Genomic DNA, 25,816 nt, shown 5'->3' with positions numbered 1-25,816 from the left:
GCGTCGGGTGCGCGGGTGCTGGTGACCCTCCTGCACGAGATGCAGAAGCGCGACGCCAAGAAGGGCCTCGCCACGCTGTGCATCGGCGGCGGCATGGGCATCGCCCTCTGCGTCGCCCGCGACTGACGGACCGGAGGGGCCGTCCCGCCGCCTCGCCATCGCGAGGCGGCGGGACGGCCGGCCTCCCAAGACAAACCAAGCGTGAACGATTCAAGCGCTCAACGACTGTTCGGGGGAGAAGCCCATGGCTCGTGTTGCTGTTGTCACCGGGGGAACGCGCGGCATCGGTGAGGCGATCTGCGTCACCCTGAAGAACGCCGGCTACAAGGTTGCCGCCAACTATGCCGGCAACGACGAGAAGGCGAAGGAGTTCTCGTCGCGCACCGGCATTTCCGTCTACAAGTTCGACGTGTCGAACTTCGACGCTTGCAAGGACGGCTGCGCGAAGATCACCGCCGAGCTCGGCCCCATCGAGGTGCTGGTCAACAACGCCGGCATCACCCGCGACGGGGTCATGCACCGCATGACCTACCAGCAGTGGGAAGACGTGATCCACACGAACCTCTCCTCCTGCTTCAACATGTGCCGCAACGTCATCGACGGCATGCGCGAGCGCGGCTTCGGGCGCATCGTCAACATCGGCTCGATCAACGGCCAGGCCGGCCAGTACGGCCAGGTCAACTACGCCGCCGCCAAGTCGGGCATCCACGGCTTCACCAAGGCGCTGGCCCAGGAGAGTGCGGCCAAGGGCATCACCGTGAACGCCATCGCCCCGGGCTACATCGACACCGACATGGTGCGCGCGGTGCCCGCCAACGTCCTGGAGAAGATCGTCGCCCGCATCCCCGTCGGCCGCCTCGGCCGCGCCGAGGAGATCGCCAAGGCGGTGCTGTACCTCGTCGACGACGAGAATGGCTTCATGACCGGCTCGACCCTGTCGATCAACGGCGGCCAGCACATGTATTGATCGCCGGTCTCGCCGGCGTCGTCCATCGATCGCCGGTCTCGCCGGCGTGACGCGACGCCCCTTCCCCGCCGGTCCGGGGGAGGGGCGTTCGCGTGTCCGCGGCACGGTCAGGCCGCCCGCGCCTTGATCATGCGCAGCGGGTTGTAGGTCAGGACCTCGGTCCCGTCGGCACGGCGCACGCTGTTCCAGGTGCGCACCAGCCCGCGGTCGCCCTTCGAGGTGCGGCGCGCCTCGACGACCTCGCAGAACACCGTGATGGTGTCGCCGACGACGGTCGGCCCCTTCACCTTCACGTCGGCTTCGAGGAAGGCGAGGCCGGTGTCCTGCATCATCGGCAGCATCAGCCCCTCGGCGAAGGCGTAGACGAGCGCCCCCGGCACCACCCGGGCCGGCAGCGCCGTGCCGGCGCGGTGGGCGGCGTTGGTGAACAGCTCCTCGGTCAGCCAGGTGAGATTGCAGAAGCCGTTCAGGTCCGCCTCGGTGACGGTGCGCCCGGCCGAGCGGAAGCGCATGCCGACGGCGAGGTCCTCGAAATGGAAGCCGGTCCCGATCTTGGGATAGCCGTCGTCGGCGGGTGTCTCAGGCATGGTCGTTCTCCGTGCCGCAGCGGATGACGCCGGCGGCCTCGAGGTGGCGGACGTCGGCCTCGGACAGGCCGAGGCCGGCGAGGACGGAGCGGCTGTCGGCGCCGACGTCGGGCGCCCGCCGGTCCGGCTGCGCGCCGGCGCCGCGGAACACCACCGGCTGGCGGAGCGCGCGCGTGGCCCCGGCGGCGTCCTGGCCGCCGGGCGCGAAGAAGCCGACGTCGGCGAGATGCGGATCGTTCAGCAGGTCGTCGAGGTCGTTCACCTTCGAATAGGGGATGTCGAGGCGGGCGAAGGTGTCGAGCCAATCGGCGGTGGTGCGCTCGGCCACCCCGGCGGACAGGATGCCGTAGAGCTCGTCGATGCGCCGGCTGCGCTCGCCGGCGTCGGCGAACCAGGGCATGGCGACGACGTCGTCGCGGCCGATCTCCACCAGGATGCGGCGCCACTGCTCGCCGGTGTAGGGCAGCACCGCCACCCAGCCGTCCTTGGTCCGGTAGGGCCGGCGGTTGCGGGAGAACAGGCGGTGGTAGCCGGCCCCCGCCGCCTCCGGTGCGAAGGTGGCGGCGGACAGGTGCTCGTTGAGCAGGAAGCCGACCAGCGACTCGAACATCGGCACCTCGACCTCGACCGCCTCGACCCGGCCGCGCGCCTGGGCGGCGATGGCGGCGAGCACGCCGTAGGCGGCGTAGAGGGCGGCCACCTTGTCGGCCACCACGCTCGGCACGTAGGCCGGATCGCCGCCGACGTGGGCCGGCAGCATGGCGAGGCCGCTGGCCGCCTGGATCACGTCGTCGAAGGCCGGGCGGTCGCGGTAGCGCCCGTCCTGCCCGAAGCCGATGGCCGAGCAGTAGATGATGCGGGGGTTGAGCGCCTTGGCCTGGGCGAAGCCGAAGCCGAGGCGGGTGATGGCGTCGACGCGCATGTTGTGCATCAGCACGTCCGACGTCGCGACGAGCTTGCCCAGGATCTCCTTGCCGGCCGGCGACTTCAGGTCGACCGCGAGGCTGCGCTTGTTGCGGTTGTTGTTGAGGAACATGGCGCTGAGGCCGGGCGCGCCGACCGGATGCACCGTGCGCGAGAGCTCGCCCTCGACCGGCTCCACCTTGATCACCTCGGCCCCCAGGTCGGCCAGGATCTGGCTCGCCAGCGGCCCGAGCACGATGGACGTGATGTCGACGACGCGAACGCCGGTGAGCAACGGAATCATGGGGCCTGGGTCCGTTCGAGGATCGCTTGTGCGGTCTTGATGTGCGGGCGGTCGACCATGCGGCCGTCGAGCTGGAAGGCCGACGCCTCGGGATGGGCGGCGGCCAGGGCGAGGACGCGGCGCGCCCAGTCGACGGTGGCGGCGTCGGGCGCCAGAGCGGCGTGGATGGGGGCGATCTGCGCGGGATGGATGGCCATGCGGGCGCGGAAGCCGAGTTCGGCGGCGCGCCGGGTCGCCGCGGCCAGCGCCTCGGCGTCGCGGAAGTTGGCATCGACCGCGTCGATCGGCGTGATCCCGGCGGCCGCGGCGGCCAGCAGGCAGAACAGCTGGGCATGCGAGGCGAGCGTCTGGGCGGCGTCGGTGCGGCCGGGCAGGGGGGCCCGGCCGAGGTCGGCGGACAGGTCCTCCACGCCCCAGGTGTAGCCGCGCAGGCGGCGGTGGCCGCGGCCGAGATCGGCTCCCGCCAGCAGGGACGCCGCGGTCTCCGTGACGATGCCGATGATGCCGACCCGGCCGGCGTCCAGCCCGTCGCGCGCCTCCAGGGCGTCGAGGGCGTGCGAGACGGGGTCGAGCTGGGCGATGGACGACAGCTTGGGCCAGACGATGCCGGCGATGCGGTCGAGCGGCAGCGCCGCCAGCTCGCGCAGCGCCCGGGCGGGCTCGGTCCCGTTGAGCCGCACGTAGACCGACGGGCGCGCCGCGGCCGGCGAGCCGAGGAAGGCCCGCACCTCGGCCAGGGCCTCGTCCTTGCGGGCGGCGGCGACGGAATCCTCGAGGTCGAGGATCAGCGCGTCGGCCGCGCCGGCCGCCGCCTTGGCCATCTTCTCCGGGGAGTCGCCGGGAACGAAGAGGTAGGAGCGGGGCTCGGCGGCATCAGGCGGCATCGGGCGTGCCCTCCGGCCGGCGCCGCATGAAGGCCTGGCGGCGGCACGCCGCCACTTCGACGCCGTCCTGGTTGAACGCCTTGTGCTCGAATTCGACGACGCCGGCGTCGGGGCGCGAGCGGCTCTCCCGTTTGCTGACGACGGTGGTCTCGACGCGGATCGAATCGCCCTGGAAGACGGGCTTGGGGAAGCGCACGTCGGTCATCCCGAGATTGGCGATGGTGGTGCCGAGCGTGGTGTCGCCGACGCTGATGCCGATCATCAGACCGAGGGTGAAGAGGCTGTTGACCAGGGGCTGGCCGAACTCGGTCTTGGCGGCGAAGTGGCGGTCGATGTGCAGCGGCTGCGGGTTCATGGTCAGGCAGCTGAACATCATGTTGTCGTATTCGGTGACCGTGCGAGTGACGGCGTGGGCGATGGTCTGCCCGGGGACGAAGTCTTCGAAGTAGAGGCCCGCCATGGGCGCGCTCCTGCGCAATCGGACGATCGGGACGGGGCGGGAGGTGCGCCTGGCACCTCCCGCGGGGCGCGCGTCAGCGCCGGGCGGCGCTGCGCGTCAGCGCTGGGCGGCGCTGCGCGTCAGCGCTGGGCGGCGATGGCGTCGCGGAAGGCGGCCAGCACCTTGTCGGCCGGCTTGCCGCGCTTTTCCAGATTCTGCGCCCAGTCCTTGGACACTTCGGCGAAGTTGTCCTTGAGCTTCTGCTCCTGTTCGGGCGTGAAGGTCACCAGCTCGGTGCCCGCCTCCTTGAGCTTCTTGGCGAGTTCCCCCTCCTCCTCGTCGAACAGGGCGCAGGCGTGGGTGACGGTCTCGTCGCCCGCCTTGGTCAGGGCGTCCTGGACCTCCTTGGGGAGGCTCGCCCACTTGTTCGCATTGATCGAGTAGGTGATCCCCACCGTGCCGAAGTTCTGGCCGATGGTGGCCGACTTCACCACGGTGTTGAGGCCGTAGGAGAAGGTCGAGGTGTAGGGCAGCAGGGCGCCGTCGATGGTGCCCTTGGTCATGGTGTCGAAGATCTCCGGCGGCGTCATGCGGATGGGAACCGCGCCAAGGTTGCGCAGGCTGAGTTCCATCGGCCCGGGGTTGGAGCGGATCTTGCGCCCCTGGAAGTCGGCGAAGCTGTGGAAGCCGGCCTTCTCGGAGAACACGGCCTGGTAGGGCGAGAGCGCCACCACGTAGAGGACGCGCACGCCGTTCGGCTTGAATTCCAGCTCGTCGAGCAGCCCGCCGGGCTTGGCCAGGCTCCAGAACGCCTTGGCGCCCTCGCACGAGGACTTGAAGCCGCCGGGCAGCTCCGCCACCGCGCCGAGCGGCATCTTCTCCGAGACGTAGCTCGGCACGACGTAGCCGATGTCGGCGAGGCCGGACTGGGTGATGGTCAGCAGGTCCTTGGCCCGGCCGAGCTGCTCCGCCGGGAAGTGCTGGAAGCCCACCTTGCCGCCGCTCAGCTCCTTGGCGCGGTCGAAGAAGAACAGGGTGGCGTTCTTGGTGATGGTGTGGCCGGCGGGCAGGGAATCGGCCAGCTTCAGGGTGACGTCGGCGGCGCGCGCCGGCAGGCCGGTGGCGGCGAGGGCGAAGGCGGCGACGCCGGCGGCCAGCAGCGCGCGGAAGGTGGATGCGTTCACGGGGATCCTCCAGGGTGTTCGGGCTTTTTCAGGGGGTCAGATCTTTTCCGCGTAGGGCGGGCCGTAGACCACCAGGACGCGGACCGGCTCCTCGCTCACGGCGGTGAAGACGTGGTCCATGCCGGCGGGGAAGAAGCAGACGTCGCCGGGGCCGAGCAGGCTCTCCTGACCGCCGACCTCGGCGCGCGCCTGGCCGGAGAGGATGTAGCAGACCTGTTCGAGGCCGACGTGATGGTGCGGGTGGGCGCCGTGGCCCTTCTCGATGGTGCCGAGCACCACCTCGACATGCTCGGCGCCGACGTTCTCGCGACCGATGAGCCGGCGGTTGACGGTGCCGGAGTGGTTGGCGGGCGAATAGGGCTTCACGTCCGCTTCGCGCACGAAATAGGTCGGGGAGGGGGCTGACACGGGGACGGTCCTCTTCTCTGTCTTCACTGTCATTGGTTCATGGTGCTGGGCAGCCAGAGCACGAGGCCCGGCCAGGCGATCAGGGCGGCGATGACCAGGATGTGGGCGACGACGTGCGGGGCGATGCCGGCGAAGATCTCGGCGAGCGGACGGCCGCTGTAGCGCGACACCACGAACACGTTCAGCCCGAGCGGCGGCGTGATCATCCCCACCTCGGCGGTGACCACGACGATGACGCCGAACCACACGGGGTCGAAGCCCAGCGCGGTGATGGCCGGCACGGCGATCGGCACGGTCAGGATCAGGATCGCCAGCTGGTCCATGAAGCATCCCAGCAGGATGTAGAGCAGGACGATCAGCGCCATGATGGCGTGGGGCGGCATGTCCAGGCTGGTCACCAGCGACACCGCGTTCTGGGTGACCTGGGTGATGGTGAGGAAGAAGCCGAAGATGTGGGCGCCGATGACGATCATGAGGATCATGCAGGTGGCGCGGGCGGAGCGGGTGAGGACGCGCGCCAGGGTGGCACGGTCGAGCTTGCCGAGCAGCGCCGTCAGCACCAGCGCGCCGAAGGCGCCGAGCGCCGCCGCCTCGGTCGGCGTCGCGACGCCGAGATAGATGACGCCGGTGACGATGAACAGCAGGGCCAGCATCGGCCCCACCTCGCGCAGCGCCGCCAGCTTGGCGCGCGCGCCGTAGCTGCGGCCGGCCGGGGCGAGCGAGGGGTCGCGCCACAGCAGGACGTAGACGGTGGCGATGATGGCCAAGGTGACCAGGATGCCGGGAATGACGCCGCCGATGAGCAGGTCGGCGATCGACACCTCGGCGATGATGCCGTAGAGCACCAGGGCGATGGACGGCGGGATCAGCATCGCCAGGGTGCCGGAGATGGCGACGACCCCGCAGGAGAAGCGCGGCTCGTAGCCCTCCCGCATCATGGCCGGGATCGAGGTGGCCGAGAGGGCCGCCGCGGAGGCCGTGCTGGACCCGGAGATCGCGCCGAAGCCGGCGCCGGCCAGCGCGGTCGCCACCGCCAACCCGCCCTTCACCCGGCCGATCCACACCGACATGGCGTGGAAGAGCCCGTCGGCGATGCCGCTCGCCACCACCAGCTCGGCCATCAGGATGAACATGGGGATGGTGATGAGCTCGTAGGAATTGGCGACGGAGAAGGGCGTGGTCTCCAGGATGCCGACCAGGGCCGTCGGGCCGGAGGTGACGAAGAGGCCGAGGGAGCCGGCCAGCGCCAGCGCGAACCCCACAGGGGTGCCGATGGCCAGCAGCAGGAACAGGGTGGCGATGATCAGGAACGGCGTCATGACTCCCTCGGGGGCTTCTTCTTGGTTCTCGGCGTTGCCGGCTCCGGCCGGCGGTGGCGGCCGCTCACTCCGGCGTTTCCAGCTCGAAGTCCGTGGTCGCCTTGGTCTCCGGCTCGACGATGCGCAGCAGGCACAGGAGCAGGATGGGCGCGGCCCCGAGGGGGACGATCCAGTAGGCGAGCCAGAGCGGCCAGGGGATCAGGGTGGCCATCACCTCGAGTCTCGCGGTGCTGGCGATGGCGCGGAGCAGTCCGGTCCACACGATGGCGGCGAACAGCGCGGCGGACAGGGCGTAGACGAGCCGGTCGACCCAGCGGCGCACGGGCAGGGGGATGCGCAGGTAGAGGATGTCCACGCGCACGTGCTCGTCGTGGCGGAGCGTGTTCGACAGGCTGAAGAAGAACACGCCCACCATCAGGTAGAGCGAGATCAGGTCGTACGAGAATCCCAGCGGGCTGTTGAACAGGTAGCGCAGGGCGACGTCCGCGAAGACGATCACCATCATCGTGAAGAGAAAGACGCAGGCGAGCGTCAGGAGCAGGGACTCGAACGTGGCGAGGGGGCGGGACAGGCGCGCGATCATCTGGCGTCTCCGTGCGCGGTGAAGGCGGTGCGGATCTTCTCGATCGCCTCGGCGATGCGCGCGGCGACCTCGGCCCGCTTGTCCATCAGGCGGAAGTTCGGCCCCGCCACCGAGAGGGCGAGGCGTTCGCCGTCGAGGACGACGGGCATGCCGATGCCGAGGACGTCGGCGGTGAACTCCGACAGGTTCTCGAACCATCCCCGGCGGATCGACGCCTGGATGTCGGCCTCCACGGCGGCGGCGTCGGGCAGGGTGCAGTCGCGGTACTTCTGGAACGGGATGGCGGCGAACAGGCGGGCACGCTCCTCGGCGCCGTAGCAGCTGAGGATGGCCTTGCCGCCGGACGTCACCTGGATCGGCCGCCGGTCGCCGGTCCGCGCGAAGTAGCGCACCGGGTGCTGCGACTCGATCACCTCCAGATAGACCGTCTCCAGGTCGGCGCGGTGGGCCAGCAGCACCGTTTCGCCGGTCTGCTCCTGCAGCCAGGTGAGGACGGGCCGCAGCCGGTCGATGAAGGGATCGTCCTGGGCGATCTCCTGGGCCAGCGCCAGCAGGCGGCGGGTCGGGTAATAGCCGCCCCACAGGCGCATCTCGTGGATGAACCCTTGGGTCTCCAGCGTCTCCAGCAGATTGAACGTGGAGGATTTCGGCAGCCCCAGGGCCTCGCTGATCTGCGACAGCGTCCGCGGCCGCTTGACGCGGGCGAACAGCTCCAGGATGGCCAGCAGGTTTTCCGCTTGTTTCACGATCATGAACAAACTTTCAGGTATGGGAACAGAAAAGTCAAGACCGGGATTGCTGCGCGGCGCAGCAATCTGGCCGGCCACGGGGCGTGGCGGCGGTGGGAGCGCGTCGGTCGATGGGGGATGGGGCCGTACGGTCCGGGATCGCCCTCACCCGGGGCGGGGTGGCGTGTTCCCGTATCTCGCGGATGGTCACCCGACTCGCCCCTCCTCCCGGCGCCGCCGGGGGAGGGTGGCCGCGAAGCGGCGGGGTGGGGGCAAGGTCTGGCGGGAACGCCGAATACCGATGGTGCACAGCGGGGGCGCCGGCCCGGCCTGCAACACCTTGGCCCCCCCTCCCGACCTGCGGCCGGTGCCCTCCCTCCCCCGGTGGAACCGGGGGAGGGAATGAACGCCACGTGTCGACCAGCGGTGCGAACACGCCGGCCCGGGCCGGGAGAGGGAAGGGAGTCGCGCGGACAGGGGGCTTCTGGCGTGCCCGTTGTCCCGCTTACCGGCGCGGCGCGCTCACCCGCACTTGGAGTAGCCGCATTCCGGGCAGAGGTCGCAGCCTTCCTGGCGCAGCAGGCCGGGCTGGCCGCACTTGGGGCATTGCGGTCCCGGTGCCGGCGCCGCACCCGTCCGGGCGGTTGCGGCCGCGGGTCCGGCCGGCGCCTCGCGTTCGGCGAGGAAGCCGATGGCCGTCATGTGCTTCTCGATGACGTCGCCGATGGCGGCGAGCAGCGACGGCACGTAGCGCCCCTGCATCCAGGCGCCGCCGCGCGGGTCGAACACCGCCTTCAGCTCCTCCACCACGAAGCCGACGTCGCCGCCGCGGCGGAACACCGCCGAGATCATCCGCGTCAGCGCCACCGTCCAGGCGTAGTGCTCCATGTTCTTGGAGTTGATGAACACCTCGAAGGGGCGCCGCCGGCCGTTCTCGACGACGTCGTTGATGGTGATGTACATGGCGTGATCGCTGTCGGGCCAACGCACCTTGTAGGTCTCGCCGGGCAGCGACTCCGGGCGGTCGAGGGGGCGGCCATGCTCCTCCGCCGGCGGTTCGGCGGCGGGGGTCGCCGCGTCCTTCGTCACCGCCAGCACCGCCCCGGTCACCGGGTTCGGCCGGTAGGTGGTGCAGCCCTTGCAGCCGAGCTCGTAGGCCTGGCGGTAGACGTCCTTGAAGGCCTCGAAGGGCAGATCCTCGGGGCAGTTGATGGTCTTGGAGATGGAGCTGTCGACGTGCCGCTGGGCGGCCGCCTGCATCACCACGTGCTCCGACGGGCTGAGCGACTGGGAGTCGACGAAGCTGTCGGGCAGCGGGGCGTCGGGGCCGAAGCGCTCGCGGAAGAGGCGGTAGGCGTGGTCGCTGACCGTCTCGGTGCGGCGGCTGCCGTCGGCCAGCAGGACCGAGCGTTCGTGGGTGTAGGCGAAGACCGGCTCGATCCCCGACGAGACATTGTCGGCGAACAGCGAGATGGTCCCGGTCGGCGCGATCGAGGTGAGGAGCGCGTTGCGCACCCCGTGCTCGGCCACCAGCGCCCGCACGTCGTCGGGCAGGGCCCGCACCATGGGGGCGGCGAGGAAGGCGTCGCGGTCGTACAGCGGGAAGGCGCCCTTCTCCGCCGCCAGCCGGGCCGAGGCGCGGTAGGCCTCGGCCTGCACCGTGCCCAGCCACTCCTCGGTCAGCGCCACCGCCGCCGGGCTGCCGTAGCGGACGCCGCACAGGATCAGCGCGTCGGCCAGGCCGGTGACGCCGAGGCCGATGCGGCGCTTGGCCTGCGCCTCGCGCCGCTGCTCCTCCAGGGGGAAGCGCGAGACGTCGACGACGTCGTCCATCATCCGCACGGCGACCGCCACCAGCTCCTTCAGCGCCGCCATGTCGAGCCGCGCCGAGGGCGCGAAGGGATCGAGGACCAGCCGCGCCAGATTGACCGAGCCGAGCAGGCAGGCCCCGTAGGGGGGCAGCGGCTGCTCGCCGCAGGGGTTGGTTGCGGATATGGTCTCCACATACGCCAGATTGTTGAGCCGGTTGACCCGGTCGATGAAGATCACCCCCGGCTCGGCGTAGGCGTAGGTGGCCTGCATGATGCGGTTCCACAGGTCGCGGGCGCGCACCTCGCGGTAGACGGCGCCGTCGAACACCAGCGGCCAGGGGGCGTCGGCGTCGACCGCCGCCATGAAGGCGTCGGTGACCAGCACCGACAGATTGAACATGCGCAGGCGGCCGGGCTCGCGCTTGGCGTCGATGAACGCCTCGATGTCGGGATGGTCGCAGCGCAACGTCGCCATCATGGCGCCGCGCCGGGCGCCGGCGGACATGATGGTGCGGCACATGGCGTCCCAGACGTCCATGAACGACAGCGGCCCGGAGGCGTCGGCGCCGACCCCCTTCACGGGGGCGCCCTTGGGCCGCAGCGTCGAGAAGTCGTAGCCGATGCCGCCGCCCTGCTGCATGGTCAGGGCCGCCTCGCGCAGATGGGCGAAGATGCCGGACAGGCTGTCCTCGATCGTCCCCATCACGAAGCAGTTGAAGAGAGTGACGGACCGGCCCGTACCGGCGCCGGCGAGTATCCGCCCGGCCGGCAGGAAGCGGAAGTCTTCGAGGGCGTGGTAGAACGCCTCCGTCCAGTCCTCGGGACGGCTTTCCACGGCAGCGAGCGCTGCGGCCACGCGCCGCCACGTTTCCTCGACCGATTTGTCCACAGGTTCGCCGGCGGCCGTCTTCAGCCGGTACTTCATGTCCCAGATCTGCTGGGAAATGGCCGCGATTGCCGGCATGCGTTCTCCCCGTCTTCGGACCGCCGTCCCCGCCGGACCTCGGCGACGGCAAAAAACTACATACAAGACAGCGGCTTAGGAAGTCACTTCGGCGCCTGCGAAGGGACTGCGTGCGGTGCCGAAGGGAAGCCCGTTGCCGCGTCGGACAAGTGAAACATTTCGGTCACATGTCTTTTGAACAGGCCCCACTGACGAAGTGCGCACTTGACCCGATTTCCGCCCACAATTTTATCCACAGGCCGGTCATGACCCCGTGGACAGCACGGTTTCCGCGCTCTCGGCGGCCGGTCGCGGCGTTGCCGGACCGCCGGCGGCGACGGCGAGTCGGTCGGAGGACTCCTCCAGCCGCCGCTCCAGCTCGGCCATGACGGCGGCGCGCGACAGGCCGGGGGTGATGGGCGGCAGGATCTCGACGACGATGGTTCCCGGCCGCTTGACGAAGCTGCGGCGCGGCCAGTAGAGGCCGGAATTGAGCGCCACCGGCACCATCGGCAGCTTCAGCGTATCGTAGAGGGCGCCGACGCCGATGCGGTAGCCGCGGTAGGCTCCGGGCGCGGTGCGCGTTCCCTGGGGGAAGATGACGATGGGGCGCCCCTCGTCCTTCACCGATCGTGCGCCGTCGATCATGGAATTGAGCGCGCGGCCGCGGGCGCCGCGGTCGACGGCGATCATGCGCGCCTTGCGGGCGTACCAGCCCCAGATGGGAATCCACATCAGCTCCCGCTTCAGCACGATGGCGGGGTCGCCGAAGATGAGGTGCAGCTTCATCGTTTCCCAGGCCGACTGGTGCTTGGCGGCGACGATGTAGGCGCCGTCGCGCGGCAGGTTCTCCAGGCCGCGCACCTCGTAGTCCAGGCCGAGGATGGTGCGCTCCAGCCACGCCACCACCCGCAGGTACCAGCGCACCACCGCCACCATGCGCTGGCGCGGCAGCAGCAGCATCCACAGGAGTCCGAAACAGGCCAGCGTGGTCCAGCCGTAGAAGGCGACGTTGAAGAGCAGGGAACGCAGGACAAGCATACGCGTCGAACCGTCGGCAGGGGGATCAGGAATCGAGCAGCGCCTCGATCTCGAAACGCAGGAGCGCCACCAGATACTTGTTGTACTCGTTGATCAAGAGGTTAGCGTTGCCGCGCCGGAACCACCAGCGTTCCAGGTCCAGTCCCTCGGGCGCCACCGGGTGCGGAACGATGACGAGATCGGGCATCGCCATGCGGAATTCCAGCAGGCTGCGCCGCATGTGGTAGTTGGCGGTGACCAGGCGCAGCGACCGGTAACCCTGCTCCTCCATCCAGTCGGCCGTCTCGTAGGCGTTGCCGATGGTGTTGTCGGCGGCGTAGCCGAGGACGATGCAGCATTCGAGCTCGCCCGGGTCCTGGCGCGACAGGCGCAGCAGTTCCTGCACCTCGACGCCGTCGTAGACGCCGGAGACGAAGAGCTTGTGCGCCAGCCCCTCGGCCAGCAGCTCCAGGCCCTTCGACAGCCGGCCGCTGCCACCGGTCAGCACGACGATGGCGTCGGTGTGCGCCAGTCCCTCGGTGTCTCCGGTTGTCCGCGGACCGCCGGGCGGGATCGTCTGGACGAACCACAGGAGGCCGCCGGCCCACGCCAGCACGACCAGCGCCAGCAGCTGCAGGAGACGGGTGAGGGTGCGGCCGATGCCGCCGCGGCGGCCGAAGTGCCGGGCCATGGTCAAGCGGCTCCCGTCACGGCAGGGTCTCCAGGGTGCGCATCACCGTGCGGCGCGCCGTCAGCACCGCGAGCGCGCCGGCGGCCAGCGGCACCAGGGCCAGGGCCGCCCACTGCGCGGCGGACAACGCGAAGTCCGGCATCAGGGTGGCGCGCAGACCGGTCGAGGCGCGGTGGACCGCCACCAGGGTGACGCCCGCCAGGGCCAGCCCGGCGAACCCGCCGCGCAGGCACAGGCCGAGCACGTGCGCCTCGAACTGGTGCGCGACGTAGCGGTCGGTGGCGCCCATCAGGTGCAGCAGCTCCACCACGTGGCGGTGGATCGCCAGCCCGGTGCGCACGGCGAACACCACGGCCATGATGCCGGCCCCGCCCACCAGCGCGACGATGCCGAGCGCCGCCAGCTCCACCGCCCGGGTGAAGGCGCGCAGATCGGCCAGCCAGGTCCCGTGGTCGTCGAGGCTGGAGCCCGGCACCGCCGACGTGAGGCGCTGCGCCAGGGCCGCCACGTCGACCTCCGGCGCGACGGAGACGTCGATGACGGTGGGAACGGGAAGGTCCGGGTCGTCGGCGGCGTCGGCGCCCAGCCACGGTTCGATGAGGCGGGCGGTCTCCGCCGCCGACAGCGGGTCGGCGGCGATCACCCCGGGGGTGCCGCGCAGGATGGCGAGCGCGGTCTCCACCCGTTCCGCCACCGGGGTGCCGCCGGGCCCGAGCATCGGCACCACCTGCACGGTGGCGCCGCCGGACAGCCCGCTGTCCCAGCGCGCCGCCATGTCCGCCACCATCATCTGGCCGGCGACGGCGAGGGCGGCGAGGTAGACCATCACCGCGGTGATCCAGGACAGGAAGCGGGCCGAGGGATCGTTGGCCAGGGGCAGATCGGAGCGCTTGCGGAACAGGCGTCGCATCGATGGTGGCGCTCCGCTCAGGCCGTGTGCCGGGCGCCGCCCGGCGGCAGGGCGTGCAGCTGGCCGTGCTCCAGGTGCAGGCGCGGATGCGCGAAACGATGGATCAGGGTCTCGTTGTGGGTGGCGATGAGCACGGTGGCCCCGAGCTTGTGCAGTTCCTCGAACAGGTAGAGCAGGCGCATGCCGATGCCGTCGTCGACGTTGCCGGTGGGCTCGTCGGCCAGCAGCAGGCGCGGCCGGTTGATCACCGAGCGGGCGATGGCGACGCGCTGCTGCTGGCCGCCCGACAGGGTCGATGGGCGGGCGTCGAGATGGTCGCCCAGCCCGACCCAGCCCAGCAGCTCGGTGCACTGGGCGACCACCTCCGCCTCCGGCGTGCCGGCCATGCGCAGCGGCAGCGCCACGTTGTCGAGGGCCGAGAGGTGGTCGAGCAGCTGGAAATCCTGGAACACCACGCCGATCTGCCGGCGCAGCGCCGGCAGTTCCCCGCGGTCCACCCGGGCCATGTCGCGGTCGAACAGCGTGACCAGGCCGCGAGTCGGCCGCAGCGCCAGATACATGAGCTTGAGCAGGGACGACTTCCCGGCGCCGCTGGCGCCGGTCAGGAAATGGAAGGAGCCCGGCGGCAGGGTGAAGGTGACGTCGCGCAGCACCTCCGGGCCGGTGCCGTAGCGCAGGCCGACGTTCTCGAAGCGAATCACGGTTCCACCACGGCCGCCTGGATGGCGGCTCTTGCAATCCTCGGCACGCGTGCGGCGACCATCGCACGCCGCGGGGCCGGCCGTCCACTGTGACCGCAGGGGCCCTTCCTTGCTTCGGTCGGCGCATTTACCTATAAGACATCTGCCATCTCCGTGACCGCGCGGCCCTCCCCATGATCATCTCCTGCCCGATGTGCTCGACGCGGTACACCGTTCCCGATTCGGCGGTGGGATCGGAGGGCAAGAAGGTCCGCTGCAGCCATTGCGGCCACACCTGGTACGAATACCCACTGCACGGTCCGGGCGGGCTGGCCGCCGGCGACGGCGACATGGCGACCATCGCCGCGGTCCGGACGCGGGCGCCGGAGGACGTCGTCGCCGCCGCGCGCTCCGGCGGCCGGCGCGGCGGGCTGGCGCCCTGGCTGGGGCTGGCCGTTCTGGTGGTTGCGCTGGGGGCCGGCGGCGTCCTGCTGCGGGGCGAGGTGGTGCGCCTGTGGCCAGCCACGGCGCTGCTCTACCAGACCGTGGGGCTGCCGGTGGAACCGCCGGGCGCCGGGCTGCAACTGCAGAACGTGCGCTCGGAGCAGCGCGAGGCCGAAGGGGCACCGCTGCTCGTCGTCGAAGGGCAGATCGTCAACGTTTCCGAATCCGAACGGCCGGTGCCGGGGGTGGTCGCCGTATCCCTCGATCCGACGCGCAAGCCGGTCGCCGAATGGGACATCGAGGTGTCGTCGGACCGCCTGCTGCCCGGCGAGATCGCCACCTTCCACTCCGCCCGCCGCGACCCCGGCGACGTCGCCGAGGTGATGATCACCTTCAAAGGCCGCTGATGGGCAAAGGCCGCTGATGGGCACGCAGCGATGAGGGCGCCGGAGGCGTTGCCGGAGCGCGCCGCCGCCTACCCGGAGCTGCGCTACATGGGGTCGAAGCGGCGGCTGCTGCCCTGGCTGCACGGCGTGCTGGCCGGGCTACCCTTCGACAGCGCCCTCGATCCGTTCGCCGGCAGCGGCTGCGTCGCCTACCTGATGAAGGCTATGGGCAAGCGGGTGGTGGCGTCGGACTTCCTGAACGTCGCCGCCACCATCGCCGAGGCGACGGTCGAGAACGCCCGCTGCCGGCTCGGCGCCAAGGCGCTGGCGCGGCTGACGGCGCCGGCACCGGGCGCCGACGACTTCATCGAGCGCACCTTCACCGGCATCTTCTTCACCCCCGACGACCTGCGCTTCCTCGACCGCGTCTCGGCCAACCTCGCCCGGCTGGCGCACCCGCACGAGCAGGCGCTGGCGCGCGCCGCCCTGGTCCGCTCCTGCCTGAAGAAGCAGCCGCGCGGCGTGTTCACCGTGTCGGGGGACCTCAGCCACTACGACGACGGGCGGCGCGACCTGCGCCTGTCGCTGGCCGAGCACTTCGCCGAGCAGGTCGCCGCCTTCGACGCCGTGGTCTTCGACAACGGCCGCGAGAACGTCGCCCTGTGCGGCGACGTCTTCGCCGCCGAGGCCGGCGCCGACCTCGTCTATCTCGACCCGCCCTACGTGCCGCGCGCCGACGACAACTGCTACATCAAGCGCTACCATTTCATCGAGGGGCTGTCCTGCTACTGGCGGGGGCTGCGCATCCTCGAGGGCACCAAGGTGCGCAAGATCGAGAAGCGCTACACGCCCTTCTCCTACCGGCGCACCGCCCTCGACGCCTTCGACCGCATGTTCGCGCGGTTCCGCGACAGCATCGTCGTGCTGTCCTACGGCTCCAACGGCTTTCCCGACCGCGACCGGCTGGTCGAGCTGCTGGGCCGCTACAAGAGCCGCGTCCAGGTCCACGCCCGGCCGCACCGCTACCATTTCGGCACCCACGACGCGGTGCGCCGCGCCGAGGTGCAGGAATACCTCATCGTGGGAACCTAGGATGGAAGTCGTCGCCCAGAGCCTGGACGAGCTGCTCGACGCGTTGCGGCCGCTGGCGGTGGACTGGCGGGACCCGACGGCGCTGCGCGTCATCGACCGCATCGAGGCGCTGCCGGTCAAGGCCACCTACGGCGCCGCCGACCTGCGCAGCCTGCTGACCACCACCGGCTTCGACGACGCCATGCTGATCTGCCGCCTGTTCCTCGGCCTCTCCAAGGACCAGTTCACGGCCGCCCTGACGGAGGCGCTGGGCGAGGGGGGCACCGGCGTCAAGGCGTGGCAGGCCGACCGCGAGCGGTTCGTGACGGCGCTGGTGGACCTCGGCGTGCCCGACGCCATGGCGGCGGAGGTGAACCGGCCGCTGCGCTGGAGCGACGTGCTGGTGGAGCGGCTGCGCAGCGGCCGCGGCAGCGCCATCGCCGGGCAGAAGCGCGGGCGCGGCGTCGAGGACTTCGCCGAGGCGATCGTGCGCCGGGTCTTCGGCGGCCGCTTCGAGGCGCGCTGCACCTTCACCGGCAGCCGCGGCCTGCGCGCCAAGTGCGACTTCGCCGTGCCGTCGCGGGCGGCGCCGCGCATCCTGGTGGAGGCCAAGGGCTACGGCGCCACCGGCTCGAAGATGACCGACATCATCGGCGACATCGAGAAGATCATCGCCGCCAAGCGCCCCGACACGGCGCTCCTGTTCTTCACCGACGGGCTGACCTGGCGGCAGCGCCGCAGCGACCTCAAGAAGATCGTCGAATACCAGAACGACGGCGCCATCACCCGCATCTACACCCAGGCGCTGGCCGACCGCTTCGAGGCCGACCTGGAGCGGCTGCGTCTGGAGTTCGGCCTGCCGGCGCCCGAGGTGGACGGGCAGGGGACGCTGGGGCTCGCATGACGGGCGGCCTCACGGCCGCAGCCGGTAGACTCCCGGCCGCCTGACGTCGGCGCTGACGGCGGCGCAGCCGCCGAGCTGCGGGCCGACCGGCAGTTCGCCGTAGGCGGCCACGACGCCCTCGCCGTTGAGGCGGCCGACGAAGCCCGGCTCGCGGCCGCGCGCCACCCAGGCGAATCCCAGCCAGGTCTGCCGCACCGGCTCGCCGCCGGCCCGCACCACCGCGGCGAACGCCGCGTCCCCGGGGGTGCCCGGCGGGAAGACGGCGAGCACCGTGCCGCCCGTCTCCGGCGGCAGCGCCGCCTCCCGCAGGGCCAGCGCCATCGCCCCCAGCCACGCCGCCAGCACCGCGGCGCCGAGCGCCAGCGCCACGCCGTGGCCGGCCGGTGCGGCGGGGGCAGGGACGGCCATGGCTTAGGCCGGCACCGAGGCGAGCCGGGCGCCGGCCGGCCGTTCGGCGATGGGCCAGTGGACGACGGCGGCGAACAGGCCGAGCGCCACGCTCATCCACCACACCGCGTCGTAGGAGCCGACCCGCTCGTACAGCACGCCGCCCAGCCACACGCCGAGGAAGGCGCCGACCTGGTGGCTGAAGAAGACGACGCCGAACAGCATGCCGAGGTAGCGGGTGCCGAACATCAGCGCCACCAGCCCGGAGGTCGGCGGCACCGTCGACAGCCACAAGAGCCCCATGGCGGCGGAGAACGCCAGCACCGAGACGGTCGTCACCGGCAGCAGCACGAACAGGGCGATGGCCACCGCCCGGGCGAAGTAGATCCAGCACAGCATGGTGCGCTTGCTCATCCTCGTCCCCAGCACGCCCGCCGCGTAGGAGCCGACGACGTTGGACAGCCCGACCAGCGCCACCGCCCAGGCGGCGAGGCCGGGCGGGGCGCCGACGTCGGTGAGATAGGGCGGCAGGTGCACGGTGATGAAGGCGAGATGGAAGCCGCAGACGAAGAAGCCGGCCACCAGCAGGCGGTAGCTGCCGTGGCCCAGCGCCTGGCGCAGCGCCTGCAGGGCCGACAGGTCCGGCTCGCCGAGGGCGGCAGCGGGATGGCCGTAGCGGCCGCCGGCCAGCGCCGTCGCCAGCAGCGGCACCAGGGCGAAGAAGCCGCCCAGCAGGACCAGCGCCGTCTGCCAGCCGTAGGCGGCGATGAAGGCCTGGCCCATGGGGGCGAACAGGAACTGGCCGAGCGAGCCCGCCGCGGTGGCGATGCCGGCCGCCCACGACCGCCGCTCCGGCGGCAGGTGGCGGCCGAAGGCGGCGATGACGATCGGGAAGGAGGCGCCGGCCAGGCCCAGCCCGACCATGACGCCGGCGGTCAGGTGCAGCACCAGCGGCGCGTCGGCCATCCCCGTCAACGCCACGCCGACGCCGTAGAGGACGCCGCCGCCGGCCAGCACCCGCGCCGGGCCGAAGCGGTCGGCGATGGCGCCGGCGAACGGCTGGCCGAGCCCCCACAGGATGTTCTGGATGGCCAGGGCGAGCGCGAAGATGTCGCGTCCCCAGCCGTTGGCTTCCGACAGCGGCGCGTTGAACAGGCCGTAGCTGGAGCGCACGCCGAAGCCGATGAGGGAGATCAGGCAGCCGCAGGCGACGACGATCTGAATGGTGCGCCAGCCCTGGCGCGGCGGTCCGGAATCCGGAATGGTGGTGCTCATGGTCCCTCCCCTCGACCGGTGCGCGCGGACGGCGGCCGGCCGTTGTCAGCGGGCAGGATAGGTGCGCCCCAGACTTTCCGCAAATTCATAAGCGGAAACCCGATCATTCCGCTGCGGAATGCAACGGCGTCAGTTCGCCGGTCAGGCTGTCCTCCAGGCAGTCGAACACCCGGGCGACGCGGCCGGCGCGGCGCGACCGCGCCAGCCAGACGGCGACGGTCAGGCCGAAGCCGGGGACCGTCATCGGCACGAGCCGCCCGCTGACCGCCGAATCGGCGAGCAGGCGCAGCGGCGCCACGCCGAAGCCGACGCCGCGCGCCGCCAGCGACAGCAGCATCGTCTGGTCGAAGGCCTCGACCAGCACGTTGAGGGCGCCGCCGCCGCGCGCCACCGCCCGCTCCAGCGTCGTGCGGTAGCCGCAGCCCTCGGGCTGCAGCACCCAGCCGGCGGCGTTCATGGCGTCGAGGGAGCGGCCGTGGCGGGCGATCAGCTCCGGCGTGCCGACGACGTGCACCTCCTCCAGCACCAGCCGCCGCCCCTCCACGTCGGGCGGCAGCTCCTCGCGCGCCGGCAGCAGCAGCAGCGCCCCGTCGAGCGCGCCGGCGTCGATCTGGGCGAGCAGGGCGGCGCTCCAGTCGGACTGCAGACGGACGACCAGCTTGGGGAAGTCGCTGCGCAGCCGGTCGAGCGCGGCGCCGGCCAGCAGCCGCGCCAGCACGTGCGACGCGCCGAGGCGCAGCAGCCCCTGCGGATCGCTGCCGCCGGTGAAGGCGTCGGCGAAGGCGTCGACCTCGCGCAGCACACGCCGGCAGTGCGCGAGCGCCAGCTCGCCGTCGCGGGTGAGGGTGAGCGGCTTGGTCTGGCGGTCGAACAGCGCCGCGCCGATCTCGGCCTCCAGGCGCTGGATCAGGCGCGACACCGCCGATTGCGTCAGGTTCAGGCGGTTGGCCGCCTCCTGCACCGAGCGCGCCTCGGCGACCGCGATGAAGGTTCGGATCTCGTTCAGTTTCATGGCGCCGGCCGCTGGCGTGATGCGGAACGAGTGTCGGAGCGGGGTGGCGTCCTGTCAAGGAGCGGGCTAGGCTCGGGGCGTTCCCAGCAGCCGATCCCGGATGTCATGACCGAATCCTCCCCCCGCCCCGGCCGTTCCGAGCGCGAATACCCCGACCGCCCCTGGGTCGGGGTGGGGGTGATCGCCTGGCGCGGCGAGCGGGTGCTGCTGATCCGCCGCGGCAAGGCGCCGCGCCAGGGCACCTGGAGCCTGCCGGGCGGTGCGCAGCACCTCGGCGAAACCGTCTTCCAGACCGCCGTGCGGGAGATGCGGGAGGAGACGGGACTGGCGGTGACGCCCTACGAGGTGGTCACCGTCGTCGACGCCGTCACCCGCGACGGCGCGGGCGCCGTCCAGTACCATTACACGCTGGTGGAGGTCGCCGCCGAGGCGGCCGGGGAGGGCGAGGCGGTGTGCGCCGACGACGCCCTGGAGGCGTGCTGGGCGACGGTGGAGGAGGCGGCCGCCCTCGTCCCCTGGGACGAAACGGCGAAGGTCATCCGTCTGTCGGCTGCGCGGCGTTGCGGGCGATGAAGTCCGGCACGTCGGCGCGCGGCATCGGCCGCGCCATCAGATAGCCCTGGGCGTGGTCGCAGCGGTAGGCGCGCAGGAACAGGAGCTGCTCGGTCGTCTCGACCCCCTCGGCGACCACCTCCAGTCCGAGGGCGTGGGCCATGGCGATCACCCCGTGGACGATCGCCGCGGCGTCGCGGTCCTCCACCATGGCCTGGACGAAGTGCTTGTCGATCTTGAGCGACTCCACCGGCACCTTGCGCAGCAGGGTCAGCGACGAGTAGCCGGTGCCGAAATCGTCCAGCACCAGCCGCACCCCGGCGCCGCGCAGCTCCAGCAGCGATTCGCGCGCCGCCTCGCCGTGCTCGAACAGCGCCGTCTCCGTCAGCTCCAGCTTCAGGTGCGCGGCCGGCAGGCCGGTATCGGCGAGCACGCCCAGCACGCCGCGCGCCAGACCCGGCACCTCCAGCTGCCGCGCCGACAGGTTGACCGCCACCGGCACGTCGGTCAGGCCGTCGTGCGCCCAGGCGGCCGCCGTCTCGCAGGCGGTGCGCAGCACCCAGTCGCCCAGCCGGTGGATGGCCTCGCCCCCCTCGGCCATGGGGACGAAGACGTCGGGCGGGATGACGGTGCCGTCCGACAGGCGCCAGCGCACCAGCGCCTCGAAGCCGGTGAGCCGGCCGCCGTGGGTGTCGACCTGCGGCTGCCAGGCGAGATAGAGCTCGTCGCGGGCGATGGCCTCGCCCAGGCGCTCGGCAAAGGCGTCGTGCTGCTCGTCGGCCGCCATGGCGCCGAGCACCCCCGCCTCCGTCAACGCCTTGAACCCCGCCACCATGCCGCCTCCCTTGGACCGCCCGATTCGGGTCAACATCCAAAGCCCGCTTTCGTCGTCCTGTCCTGCGGCGGTACTGTGCGCGGGCAGCCTTGGTTACGAAAGCGTTAATAGGAGGCGGCGCGGTGACAAGATTGGGCGCCGGCGCTCGGCCGCATCGGACGAAAAAAGGGGCCGCGTCCGTTGCGGACGCGGCCCCGTCCGGGCCTTATCCCGTCGAGCGGGCGGGTCAGAAGTCCATGTCGGCCCCGGGCGCCGGGCCGGCCGGCTTCTTTTCCGGCAGCTGGGCGACCATGGCCTCGGTGGTGATCAGCAGGCCGGCCACCGAGGCGGCGTCCTGCAAGGCGGTGCGCACCACCTTGGCGGGGTCGATGATGCCGGCCTTGACGAGGTCGCCGTATTCGCCCTTCTGGGCGTCGTAGCCCCAGTTCGGGTCGTCGCTCTCGGCGATCTTGCCGATGACGATCGAGCCGTCGACGCCGGCGTTCACGGCGATCTGGCGCACCGGCGCGGTGAGGGCGCGGCGGACGATGTCGACGCCGACGCGCTGGTCGTCGTTGGCCGGCTTGACGCCGTCGAGCACGCGCACGGCGCGGGCCAGCGCCACGCCGCCGCCCGGCAGGATGCCCTCCTCGACGGCCGCGCGGGTGGCGTGCAGCGCGTCGTCGACGCGGTCCTTGCGCTCCTTCACCTCGACCTCGGTGGCGCCGCCGACGCGGATGACGGCCACGCCGCCGGCGAGCTTCGCCAGACGCTCCTGCAGCTTCTCGCGGTCGTAGTCCGAGGTGGTCTCCTCGATCTGCGCACGGATCTGGGTGCAGCGGGCCTGGATCGCCGCCTTCTCGCCGACGCCGTCGACGATCGTGGTGTCGTCCTTGGTGATGACCACCTTGCCGGCGCGGCCCAGCATGTCGACGGTGACGTTCTCGAGCTTGATGCCGAGCTCTTCGCTGATGACCTGGCCGCCGGTGAGGACGGCGATGTCCTCGAGCATCGCCTTGCGGCGGTCGCCGAAGCCCGGCGCCTTGACGGCCGCGACCTTCAGGCCGCCGCGCAGCTTGTTGACCACCAGGGTGGCCAGCGCCTCGCCCTCGACCTCCTCGGCGACGATCAGCAGCGGCTTGCCCGACTGCACCACCGTCTCCAGGACGGGGACGATGGCGGTGATGCCCGACAGCTTCTTGTCGTGGATGAGGATGTAGGGGTCCTCCAGCTCCACCTGCATCTTGTCGGCGTTGGTGACGAAGTAGGGCGAGGTGTAGCCGCGGTCGAACTGCATGCCCTCGACGACCTCGAGCTCGGTGTCGAGCGACTTGGCCTCCTCGACCGTGATGACGCCCTCGTTGCCGACCTTCTCCATGGCGCGGGCGATCATCGCGCCGATGTCGGCCTCGCCGTTGGCCGACACGGTGCCGACCTGGGCGATCTCCTCGTTGGTGGTGACCTTCTTGGCGCGGCCCTTGAGGTCGGCGACCACGGCCTCGACGGCCATGTCGATGCCGCGCTTCAGGTCCATCGGGTTGAGGCCGGCGGCCACCGCCTTGGCCCCCTCGCGGACGATGGCCTGGGCGAGAACCGTCGCCGTGGTGGTGCCGTCGCCGGCCGCGTCGGCGGTCTTCGACGCGACCTCACGCACCATCTGGGCGCCCATGTTCTCGAACTTGTCGGCCAGCTCGATCTCCTTGGCGACGGTCACGCCGTCCTTGGTGATCCGCGGCGCGCCGAACGACTTCTCGATGACCACGTTGCGGCCCTTCGGGCCCAGCGTCACCTTCACGGCGTCGGCGAGGATGTCCACGCCGCGCAGCATCTTCTCGCGAGCGCCCGTGGAGAACTTGACGTCCTTGGCAGCCATGATAGCGGTCCTCCCTTACGCAGCCTTCCTGGTCACGCCGGCCTCGCCCTCGATGACGCCGAGGATGTCGCTCTCCTTCATGATCAGGTAGTCCTCGCCGTCGACCTTCACCTCGGTGCCCGACCACTTGCCGAAGAGCACGCGGTCGCCCGCCTTGACGTCGAGCGGGAGCAGCCGGCCGCTCTCGTCGCGCGCGCCGGCGCCGACGGCGACCACCTCGCCCTCCTGCGGCTTTTCCTTGGCGGTGTCGGGGATGATGATGCCGCCCTTGGTCTTGCTGTCCGACTCCAGGCGGCGGACCAGAACGCGGTCGTGCAGCGGTTTGAACGCCATGAATTGACACTCCTTGTCCTAAGCGAATGTCGCGATGATCAAGCACTCCCCAGGGGACGCGCTTTCGGATGGCCGAATTAATGAAGTGAAAATGTCTTGTCAATAGGGGAGAGGCAGAAAAAATCAGGAGGGAATTCTACGATTACATCGGCAGCGCGCAAGCGCCTCGAGCCGGCGGGGCGCCGAGGCCGGCCGGCGAGGCGAGGACAGCGATGAGGAATGCGTCTACTGCAGGGGCGGCCGGAGCGGCATCGTACACCTCCTCGACGGAGCGGGGGGACACCGAAGCGGCGCAGATGTAGGCGAGCGCCGGCGGCGGTCAAGAGGCCGGCCGGTGCGGAACGGCGGACGGCGCGCGGGCGGTCGCGGCAGGGAGCGGCGCCGTCACATCCCCTGGGCCGTCAGCGCCGCCTGGGTCCGGTTGCGGACGCCGAGGAGGCGGAGGATGGCGGTGACGTGAACCTTCACCGTCCCCTCGGTGAGGCCCAGCTCGTGGGCGATCTGCTTGTTGGACTTGCCCTCGCGCAGACGCGTCAGGACCTCGCGCTGGCGGGGCGTGAGCTGGTCGTTGGCCCCGGTCGCGGTGGCGGTCAGCGGGTCGTCGGGCGCGGCGTCGGCCGACGTCAGCAGGTCGCCGCGAATCGCCTGGGCCGGGACGTAGATGCCGCCGTTGAGCACCAGCTCCAGCGCCCCCATCAGCACCTTGGCGCTGGAGGATTTGGGAATGTAGCCGGCCGCCCCGTTCTCCAGCGCCTCCAGCAGGTCGCTGCGCCGTTCGGAGCCGGAGACGACGACGAGCAGCGCCTTGGGCAGCCGGGCGTGGATCTGCCCGAGGTCGGAGAAGCCGGTCCAGCCGGGCATGCCGAGGTCGAGCAGGATGAGGTCGAACGGCAGCTCCCCGTCGCACAGGGTTCGCACCTCGTCGAAAGTCCCCGCCTCGTGAAACGCCATGTTCTCCTTGAACTGCGACAGCAGACGCCGCAGCCCGTCCCGGAACAGCAGATGGTCGTCGGCGATCAATACGTTCATCGGGAAAGCCCTTTGCGGGGTCTGGGCCGGGCGAATGTTCGACTGGTTGACCTTGCGATGACGCCGTTCAAGGCGGTTTCTGGAGCTTGGGCGTGATTTGTACTTAATGCGTGCATCGGGAAACGGTAAAGAGGGCTTTTGGTGTTATGCCGCCCCACATAGGCCGTTCGAAGGCCGCGGCAATCGTACGGGCGCACGGAATGGGCCGGCCGTCGTGACGGCGGCCGGCCCGTTCCGTGCATACCCGGAGGCTGCCCGTCGCGTCAGGCGATGGTGGCGCTGACCGGGCGCTCTTCGGCCGGCTGGTCGCCGATGCCGTTGTTGAGGGCCCAGATGGCGGCCTGGGTGCGATTGGAGGCGTTGATCTTGCGCAGCAGGCTCTTCAGGTGGACCTTCACCGTCGCCTCGGTGATGTTGAGATGATTGGCGATCATCTTGTTGGAGTTGCCGCTGAGCAGGCAGCGCAGGATCTGCACCTCGCGCTGCGACAGCCCCTTGCGGCGGGCCGGCAGCTCGGGGCCGGCGTCGGTGGCGCGGCCGCTGACCAGCAACTCGGCGAGGTGGGTGGGGAACACCTTCTCGCCCATCATGACCAGGCGCAGCGACTGCATCAGCGCCTCGCAGGCGATGTCCTTCATCAGGTAGCCGTCGGCGCCGGCGCCGAGCGCGCCCGACAGGCGGCGGGTGCACAGCTCGCTGGTCAGGATGACGACGCGGATGTCGGGATTCTGCGCGCGCAGGGTGCGCATCGCGTCCACTTCCTCGTCCCCGCCGTTGGCGAGATCGACGAGGATGAGGTCGGGGCGGGTTCCGGTCGCGTCGACCATCGAGACTCCCTCGCGCAGGTTGCCGGCTTCGCCGACCACCTTGAAGGCCGAGCTGTCGAACAGGCGCTTCATGCCTTCGCGGAAGAGCTTGTTCGTATCGATGAGGAAAACGTTCACGGGATCCATCGTCGTCGAGCCGCCTTTGCTTAGGTTTGCGTCTGCTTAGGTTCGCGTCGAGAGCGCGCCCCATGTTGGGCGCGTCGGCGTGGTTCCGAAGCGCGGCGCAGCCGACGGGCGCGCCACTTTCGGTCCCGGAGGCACCGTTTCGAGGAAGACAGTAACCCGGAATTGAGCGACAGAAAATTTCTCAAAAGGCGTGGGCGTCATGGAAATGGGCATATGCCGTAAGCCGGGATGAATGAAAGTTCTCGTAGGAAGGTAACGTACCTCCGACGTTGGAATAAATAAGGCAGACCACGCCGCCCCCGATAGGGAGGGGATTGCCCCGCGTTCGATGAAAATCTGCCGCCTTTCAGGGAGCTTCTTCCCAGTTCAGAGGTGGGAGAGGAGATGTCGGGGGTACGGCGCATGCAGGGGTGACCGATCGC

General features: G+C 70.7%; 27 protein-coding genes and 1 pseudogene. 6 read left to right on the top strand and 22 right to left on the bottom strand.

The features are described from left to right. Nucleotides 1-126: pseudogene (locus tag ACSBPG_RS24840) on the top strand (acetyl-CoA C-acetyltransferase); the annotation flags it as partial. A gap of 118 nt (nt 127-244) precedes the next feature. Beyond that, entirely contained in the window at nt 245-967 is a 723-nt protein-coding gene (gene phbB / locus ACSBPG_RS24835) for an acetoacetyl-CoA reductase (protein ID WP_435539921.1), read from the top strand. Nucleotides 968-1,074: 107 nt separating this feature from the next. On the opposite strand, the gene ACSBPG_RS24830 is transcribed toward phbB, so the two are convergent. From ACSBPG_RS24830 to ftsE, 14 genes are all read right to left on the bottom strand, one after another. Beyond that, the gene (locus tag ACSBPG_RS24830; RefSeq protein WP_435539920.1) at nt 1,075-1,554 is read right to left on the bottom strand and encodes an acyl dehydratase; all 480 of its coding nucleotides are present in this window, start codon (nt 1,552-1,554) and stop codon (nt 1,075-1,077) included. Continuing rightward, entirely contained in the window at nt 1,547-2,761 is a 1,215-nt protein-coding gene (locus tag ACSBPG_RS24825) for a CaiB/BaiF CoA transferase family protein (RefSeq protein WP_435539919.1), read from the bottom strand. Before ACSBPG_RS24825 ends, ACSBPG_RS24830 begins: the two co-directional genes overlap by 8 nt. Then, nucleotides 2,758-3,645 carry an HpcH/HpaI aldolase/citrate lyase family protein gene (locus tag ACSBPG_RS24820; protein ID WP_435539918.1) on the bottom strand — a complete coding sequence of 296 codons (888 nt, stop codon included), beginning with the start codon at nt 3,643-3,645 and terminating at the stop codon, nt 2,758-2,760. The genes ACSBPG_RS24825 and ACSBPG_RS24820 overlap by 4 nt, the downstream gene beginning before the upstream one ends. Next, nucleotides 3,635-4,105: a MaoC family dehydratase gene (locus tag ACSBPG_RS24815; protein ID WP_435539917.1), complete on the bottom strand. Its 471-nt coding sequence runs from the start codon at nt 4,103-4,105 to the stop codon at nt 3,635-3,637. Before ACSBPG_RS24815 ends, ACSBPG_RS24820 begins: the two co-directional genes overlap by 11 nt. 119 nt (nt 4,106-4,224) lie before the next feature. Then, the gene (gene dctP, locus ACSBPG_RS24810; protein ID WP_435539916.1) at nt 4,225-5,268 is read right to left on the bottom strand and encodes a TRAP transporter substrate-binding protein DctP; all 1,044 of its coding nucleotides are present in this window, start codon (nt 5,266-5,268) and stop codon (nt 4,225-4,227) included. 36 nt (nt 5,269-5,304) lie between these two features. Then, on the bottom strand, nt 5,305-5,676 hold the full coding sequence (locus ACSBPG_RS24805) for a cupin domain-containing protein (protein WP_435539915.1): 372 nt from the start codon (nt 5,674-5,676) through the stop codon (nt 5,305-5,307). A 29-nt stretch (nt 5,677-5,705) separates the two neighbouring features. After that, on the bottom strand, nt 5,706-6,995 hold the full coding sequence (locus ACSBPG_RS24800; protein WP_435539914.1) for a TRAP transporter large permease: 1,290 nt from the start codon (nt 6,993-6,995) through the stop codon (nt 5,706-5,708). 64 nt (nt 6,996-7,059) lie between these two features. Further along, nucleotides 7,060-7,578 carry a TRAP transporter small permease gene (locus ACSBPG_RS24795; protein WP_435539913.1) on the bottom strand — a complete coding sequence of 173 codons (519 nt, stop codon included), beginning with the start codon at nt 7,576-7,578 and terminating at the stop codon, nt 7,060-7,062. Then, complete coding sequence (locus ACSBPG_RS24790; protein WP_435539912.1) at nt 7,575-8,330, bottom strand: IclR family transcriptional regulator; 756 nt, start codon at nt 8,328-8,330, stop codon at nt 7,575-7,577. Before ACSBPG_RS24790 ends, ACSBPG_RS24795 begins: the two co-directional genes overlap by 4 nt. 498 nt (nt 8,331-8,828) lie before the next feature. Then, a complete protein-coding gene (locus tag ACSBPG_RS24785; RefSeq protein ID WP_435539911.1) occupies nt 8,829-11,081 on the bottom strand; it encodes an adenosylcobalamin-dependent ribonucleoside-diphosphate reductase in 2,253 nt (750 codons plus the stop codon). A gap of 243 nt (nt 11,082-11,324) precedes the next feature. Next, complete coding sequence (locus tag ACSBPG_RS24780; protein ID WP_435539910.1) at nt 11,325-12,101, bottom strand: lysophospholipid acyltransferase family protein; 777 nt, start codon at nt 12,099-12,101, stop codon at nt 11,325-11,327. Nucleotides 12,102-12,126: 25 nt separating this feature from the next. After that, entirely contained in the window at nt 12,127-12,771 is a 645-nt protein-coding gene (locus tag ACSBPG_RS24775; RefSeq protein WP_435539909.1) for a YdcF family protein, read from the bottom strand. Nucleotides 12,772-12,787: 16 nt separating this feature from the next. Further along, a complete protein-coding gene (locus tag ACSBPG_RS24770; RefSeq protein ID WP_435539908.1) occupies nt 12,788-13,681 on the bottom strand; it encodes a cell division protein FtsX in 894 nt (297 codons plus the stop codon). A 17-nt stretch (nt 13,682-13,698) separates the two neighbouring features. Further along, nucleotides 13,699-14,382 (bottom strand): cell division ATP-binding protein FtsE, encoded by a 684-nt coding sequence (gene ftsE, locus ACSBPG_RS24765; RefSeq protein WP_435539907.1) that lies wholly within the window; start codon nt 14,380-14,382, stop codon nt 13,699-13,701. A gap of 173 nt (nt 14,383-14,555) precedes the next feature. On the opposite strand from ftsE, the gene ACSBPG_RS24760 reads away from it, so the two are divergent. Genes ACSBPG_RS24760 through ACSBPG_RS24750 form a run of 3 tightly spaced genes read left to right on the top strand, consistent with a single transcriptional unit; the run spans nt 14,556 to nt 17,166 of the window. Then, a complete protein-coding gene (locus tag ACSBPG_RS24760) occupies nt 14,556-15,212 on the top strand; it encodes an MJ0042-type zinc finger domain-containing protein (protein ID WP_435539906.1) in 657 nt (218 codons plus the stop codon). Between the two features lie 30 nt (nt 15,213-15,242). Further along, on the top strand, nt 15,243-16,283 hold the full coding sequence (locus ACSBPG_RS24755; protein WP_435539905.1) for a DNA adenine methylase: 1,041 nt from the start codon (nt 15,243-15,245) through the stop codon (nt 16,281-16,283). A 1-nt stretch (nt 16,284) separates the two neighbouring features. Then, the gene (locus ACSBPG_RS24750) at nt 16,285-17,166 is read left to right on the top strand and encodes a DpnII family type II restriction endonuclease (RefSeq protein WP_435539904.1); all 882 of its coding nucleotides are present in this window, start codon (nt 16,285-16,287) and stop codon (nt 17,164-17,166) included. Between the two features lie 9 nt (nt 17,167-17,175). Here the strand turns inward: ACSBPG_RS24750 and ACSBPG_RS24745 are convergent, their stop codons facing one another. From ACSBPG_RS24745 to ACSBPG_RS24735, 3 genes are all read right to left on the bottom strand, one after another. After that, nucleotides 17,176-17,574 carry a hypothetical protein gene (locus ACSBPG_RS24745; protein ID WP_435539903.1) on the bottom strand — a complete coding sequence of 133 codons (399 nt, stop codon included), beginning with the start codon at nt 17,572-17,574 and terminating at the stop codon, nt 17,176-17,178. Nucleotides 17,575-17,577: 3 nt separating this feature from the next. Further along, nucleotides 17,578-18,828, bottom strand: coding sequence for an MFS transporter (locus ACSBPG_RS24740; RefSeq protein ID WP_435539902.1), 1,251 nt, complete (start codon nt 18,826-18,828; stop codon nt 17,578-17,580). A gap of 103 nt (nt 18,829-18,931) precedes the next feature. Next, the gene (locus tag ACSBPG_RS24735; RefSeq protein ID WP_435539901.1) at nt 18,932-19,840 is read right to left on the bottom strand and encodes a LysR family transcriptional regulator; all 909 of its coding nucleotides are present in this window, start codon (nt 19,838-19,840) and stop codon (nt 18,932-18,934) included. A 105-nt stretch (nt 19,841-19,945) separates the two neighbouring features. Here ACSBPG_RS24735 and ACSBPG_RS24730 point away from each other — a divergent pair, with 105 nt between their 5' ends. After that, nucleotides 19,946-20,413: an NUDIX hydrolase gene (locus ACSBPG_RS24730; protein ID WP_435539900.1), complete on the top strand. Its 468-nt coding sequence runs from the start codon at nt 19,946-19,948 to the stop codon at nt 20,411-20,413. Here ACSBPG_RS24730 and ACSBPG_RS24725 read toward each other — a convergent pair. The 5 genes from ACSBPG_RS24725 to ACSBPG_RS24705 all read right to left on the bottom strand — a co-directional run bounded on the left by ACSBPG_RS24725 (nt 20,376) and on the right by ACSBPG_RS24705 (nt 25,394). Beyond that, entirely contained in the window at nt 20,376-21,227 is an 852-nt protein-coding gene (locus tag ACSBPG_RS24725) for a putative bifunctional diguanylate cyclase/phosphodiesterase (protein WP_435539899.1), read from the bottom strand. The genes ACSBPG_RS24730 and ACSBPG_RS24725 overlap by 38 nt on opposite strands. A 226-nt stretch (nt 21,228-21,453) precedes the next feature. Next, nucleotides 21,454-23,079, bottom strand: a complete 1,626-nt coding sequence (gene groL / locus ACSBPG_RS24720; RefSeq protein WP_435539898.1) for a chaperonin GroEL — start codon at nt 23,077-23,079, stop codon at nt 21,454-21,456. Nucleotides 23,080-23,094: 15 nt separating this feature from the next. After that, complete coding sequence (groES, locus tag ACSBPG_RS24715) at nt 23,095-23,412, bottom strand: co-chaperone GroES (RefSeq protein WP_435539897.1); 318 nt, start codon at nt 23,410-23,412, stop codon at nt 23,095-23,097. Nucleotides 23,413-23,796: 384 nt separating this feature from the next. After that, nucleotides 23,797-24,441, bottom strand: a complete 645-nt coding sequence (locus ACSBPG_RS24710) for a LuxR C-terminal-related transcriptional regulator (protein ID WP_435539896.1) — start codon at nt 24,439-24,441, stop codon at nt 23,797-23,799. Nucleotides 24,442-24,704: 263 nt separating this feature from the next. Then, on the bottom strand, nt 24,705-25,394 hold the full coding sequence (locus ACSBPG_RS24705) for a LuxR C-terminal-related transcriptional regulator (protein WP_435539895.1): 690 nt from the start codon (nt 25,392-25,394) through the stop codon (nt 24,705-24,707). Nucleotides 25,395-25,816 lie beyond the last annotated feature (422 nt).

It is taken from the genome of Azospirillum sp. ST 5-10 (genome assembly GCF_051225715.1).
Classification (GTDB): domain Bacteria; phylum Pseudomonadota; class Alphaproteobacteria; order Azospirillales; family Azospirillaceae; genus Azospirillum.
This window is presented reverse-complemented; position numbering and strand designations above follow the sequence as displayed.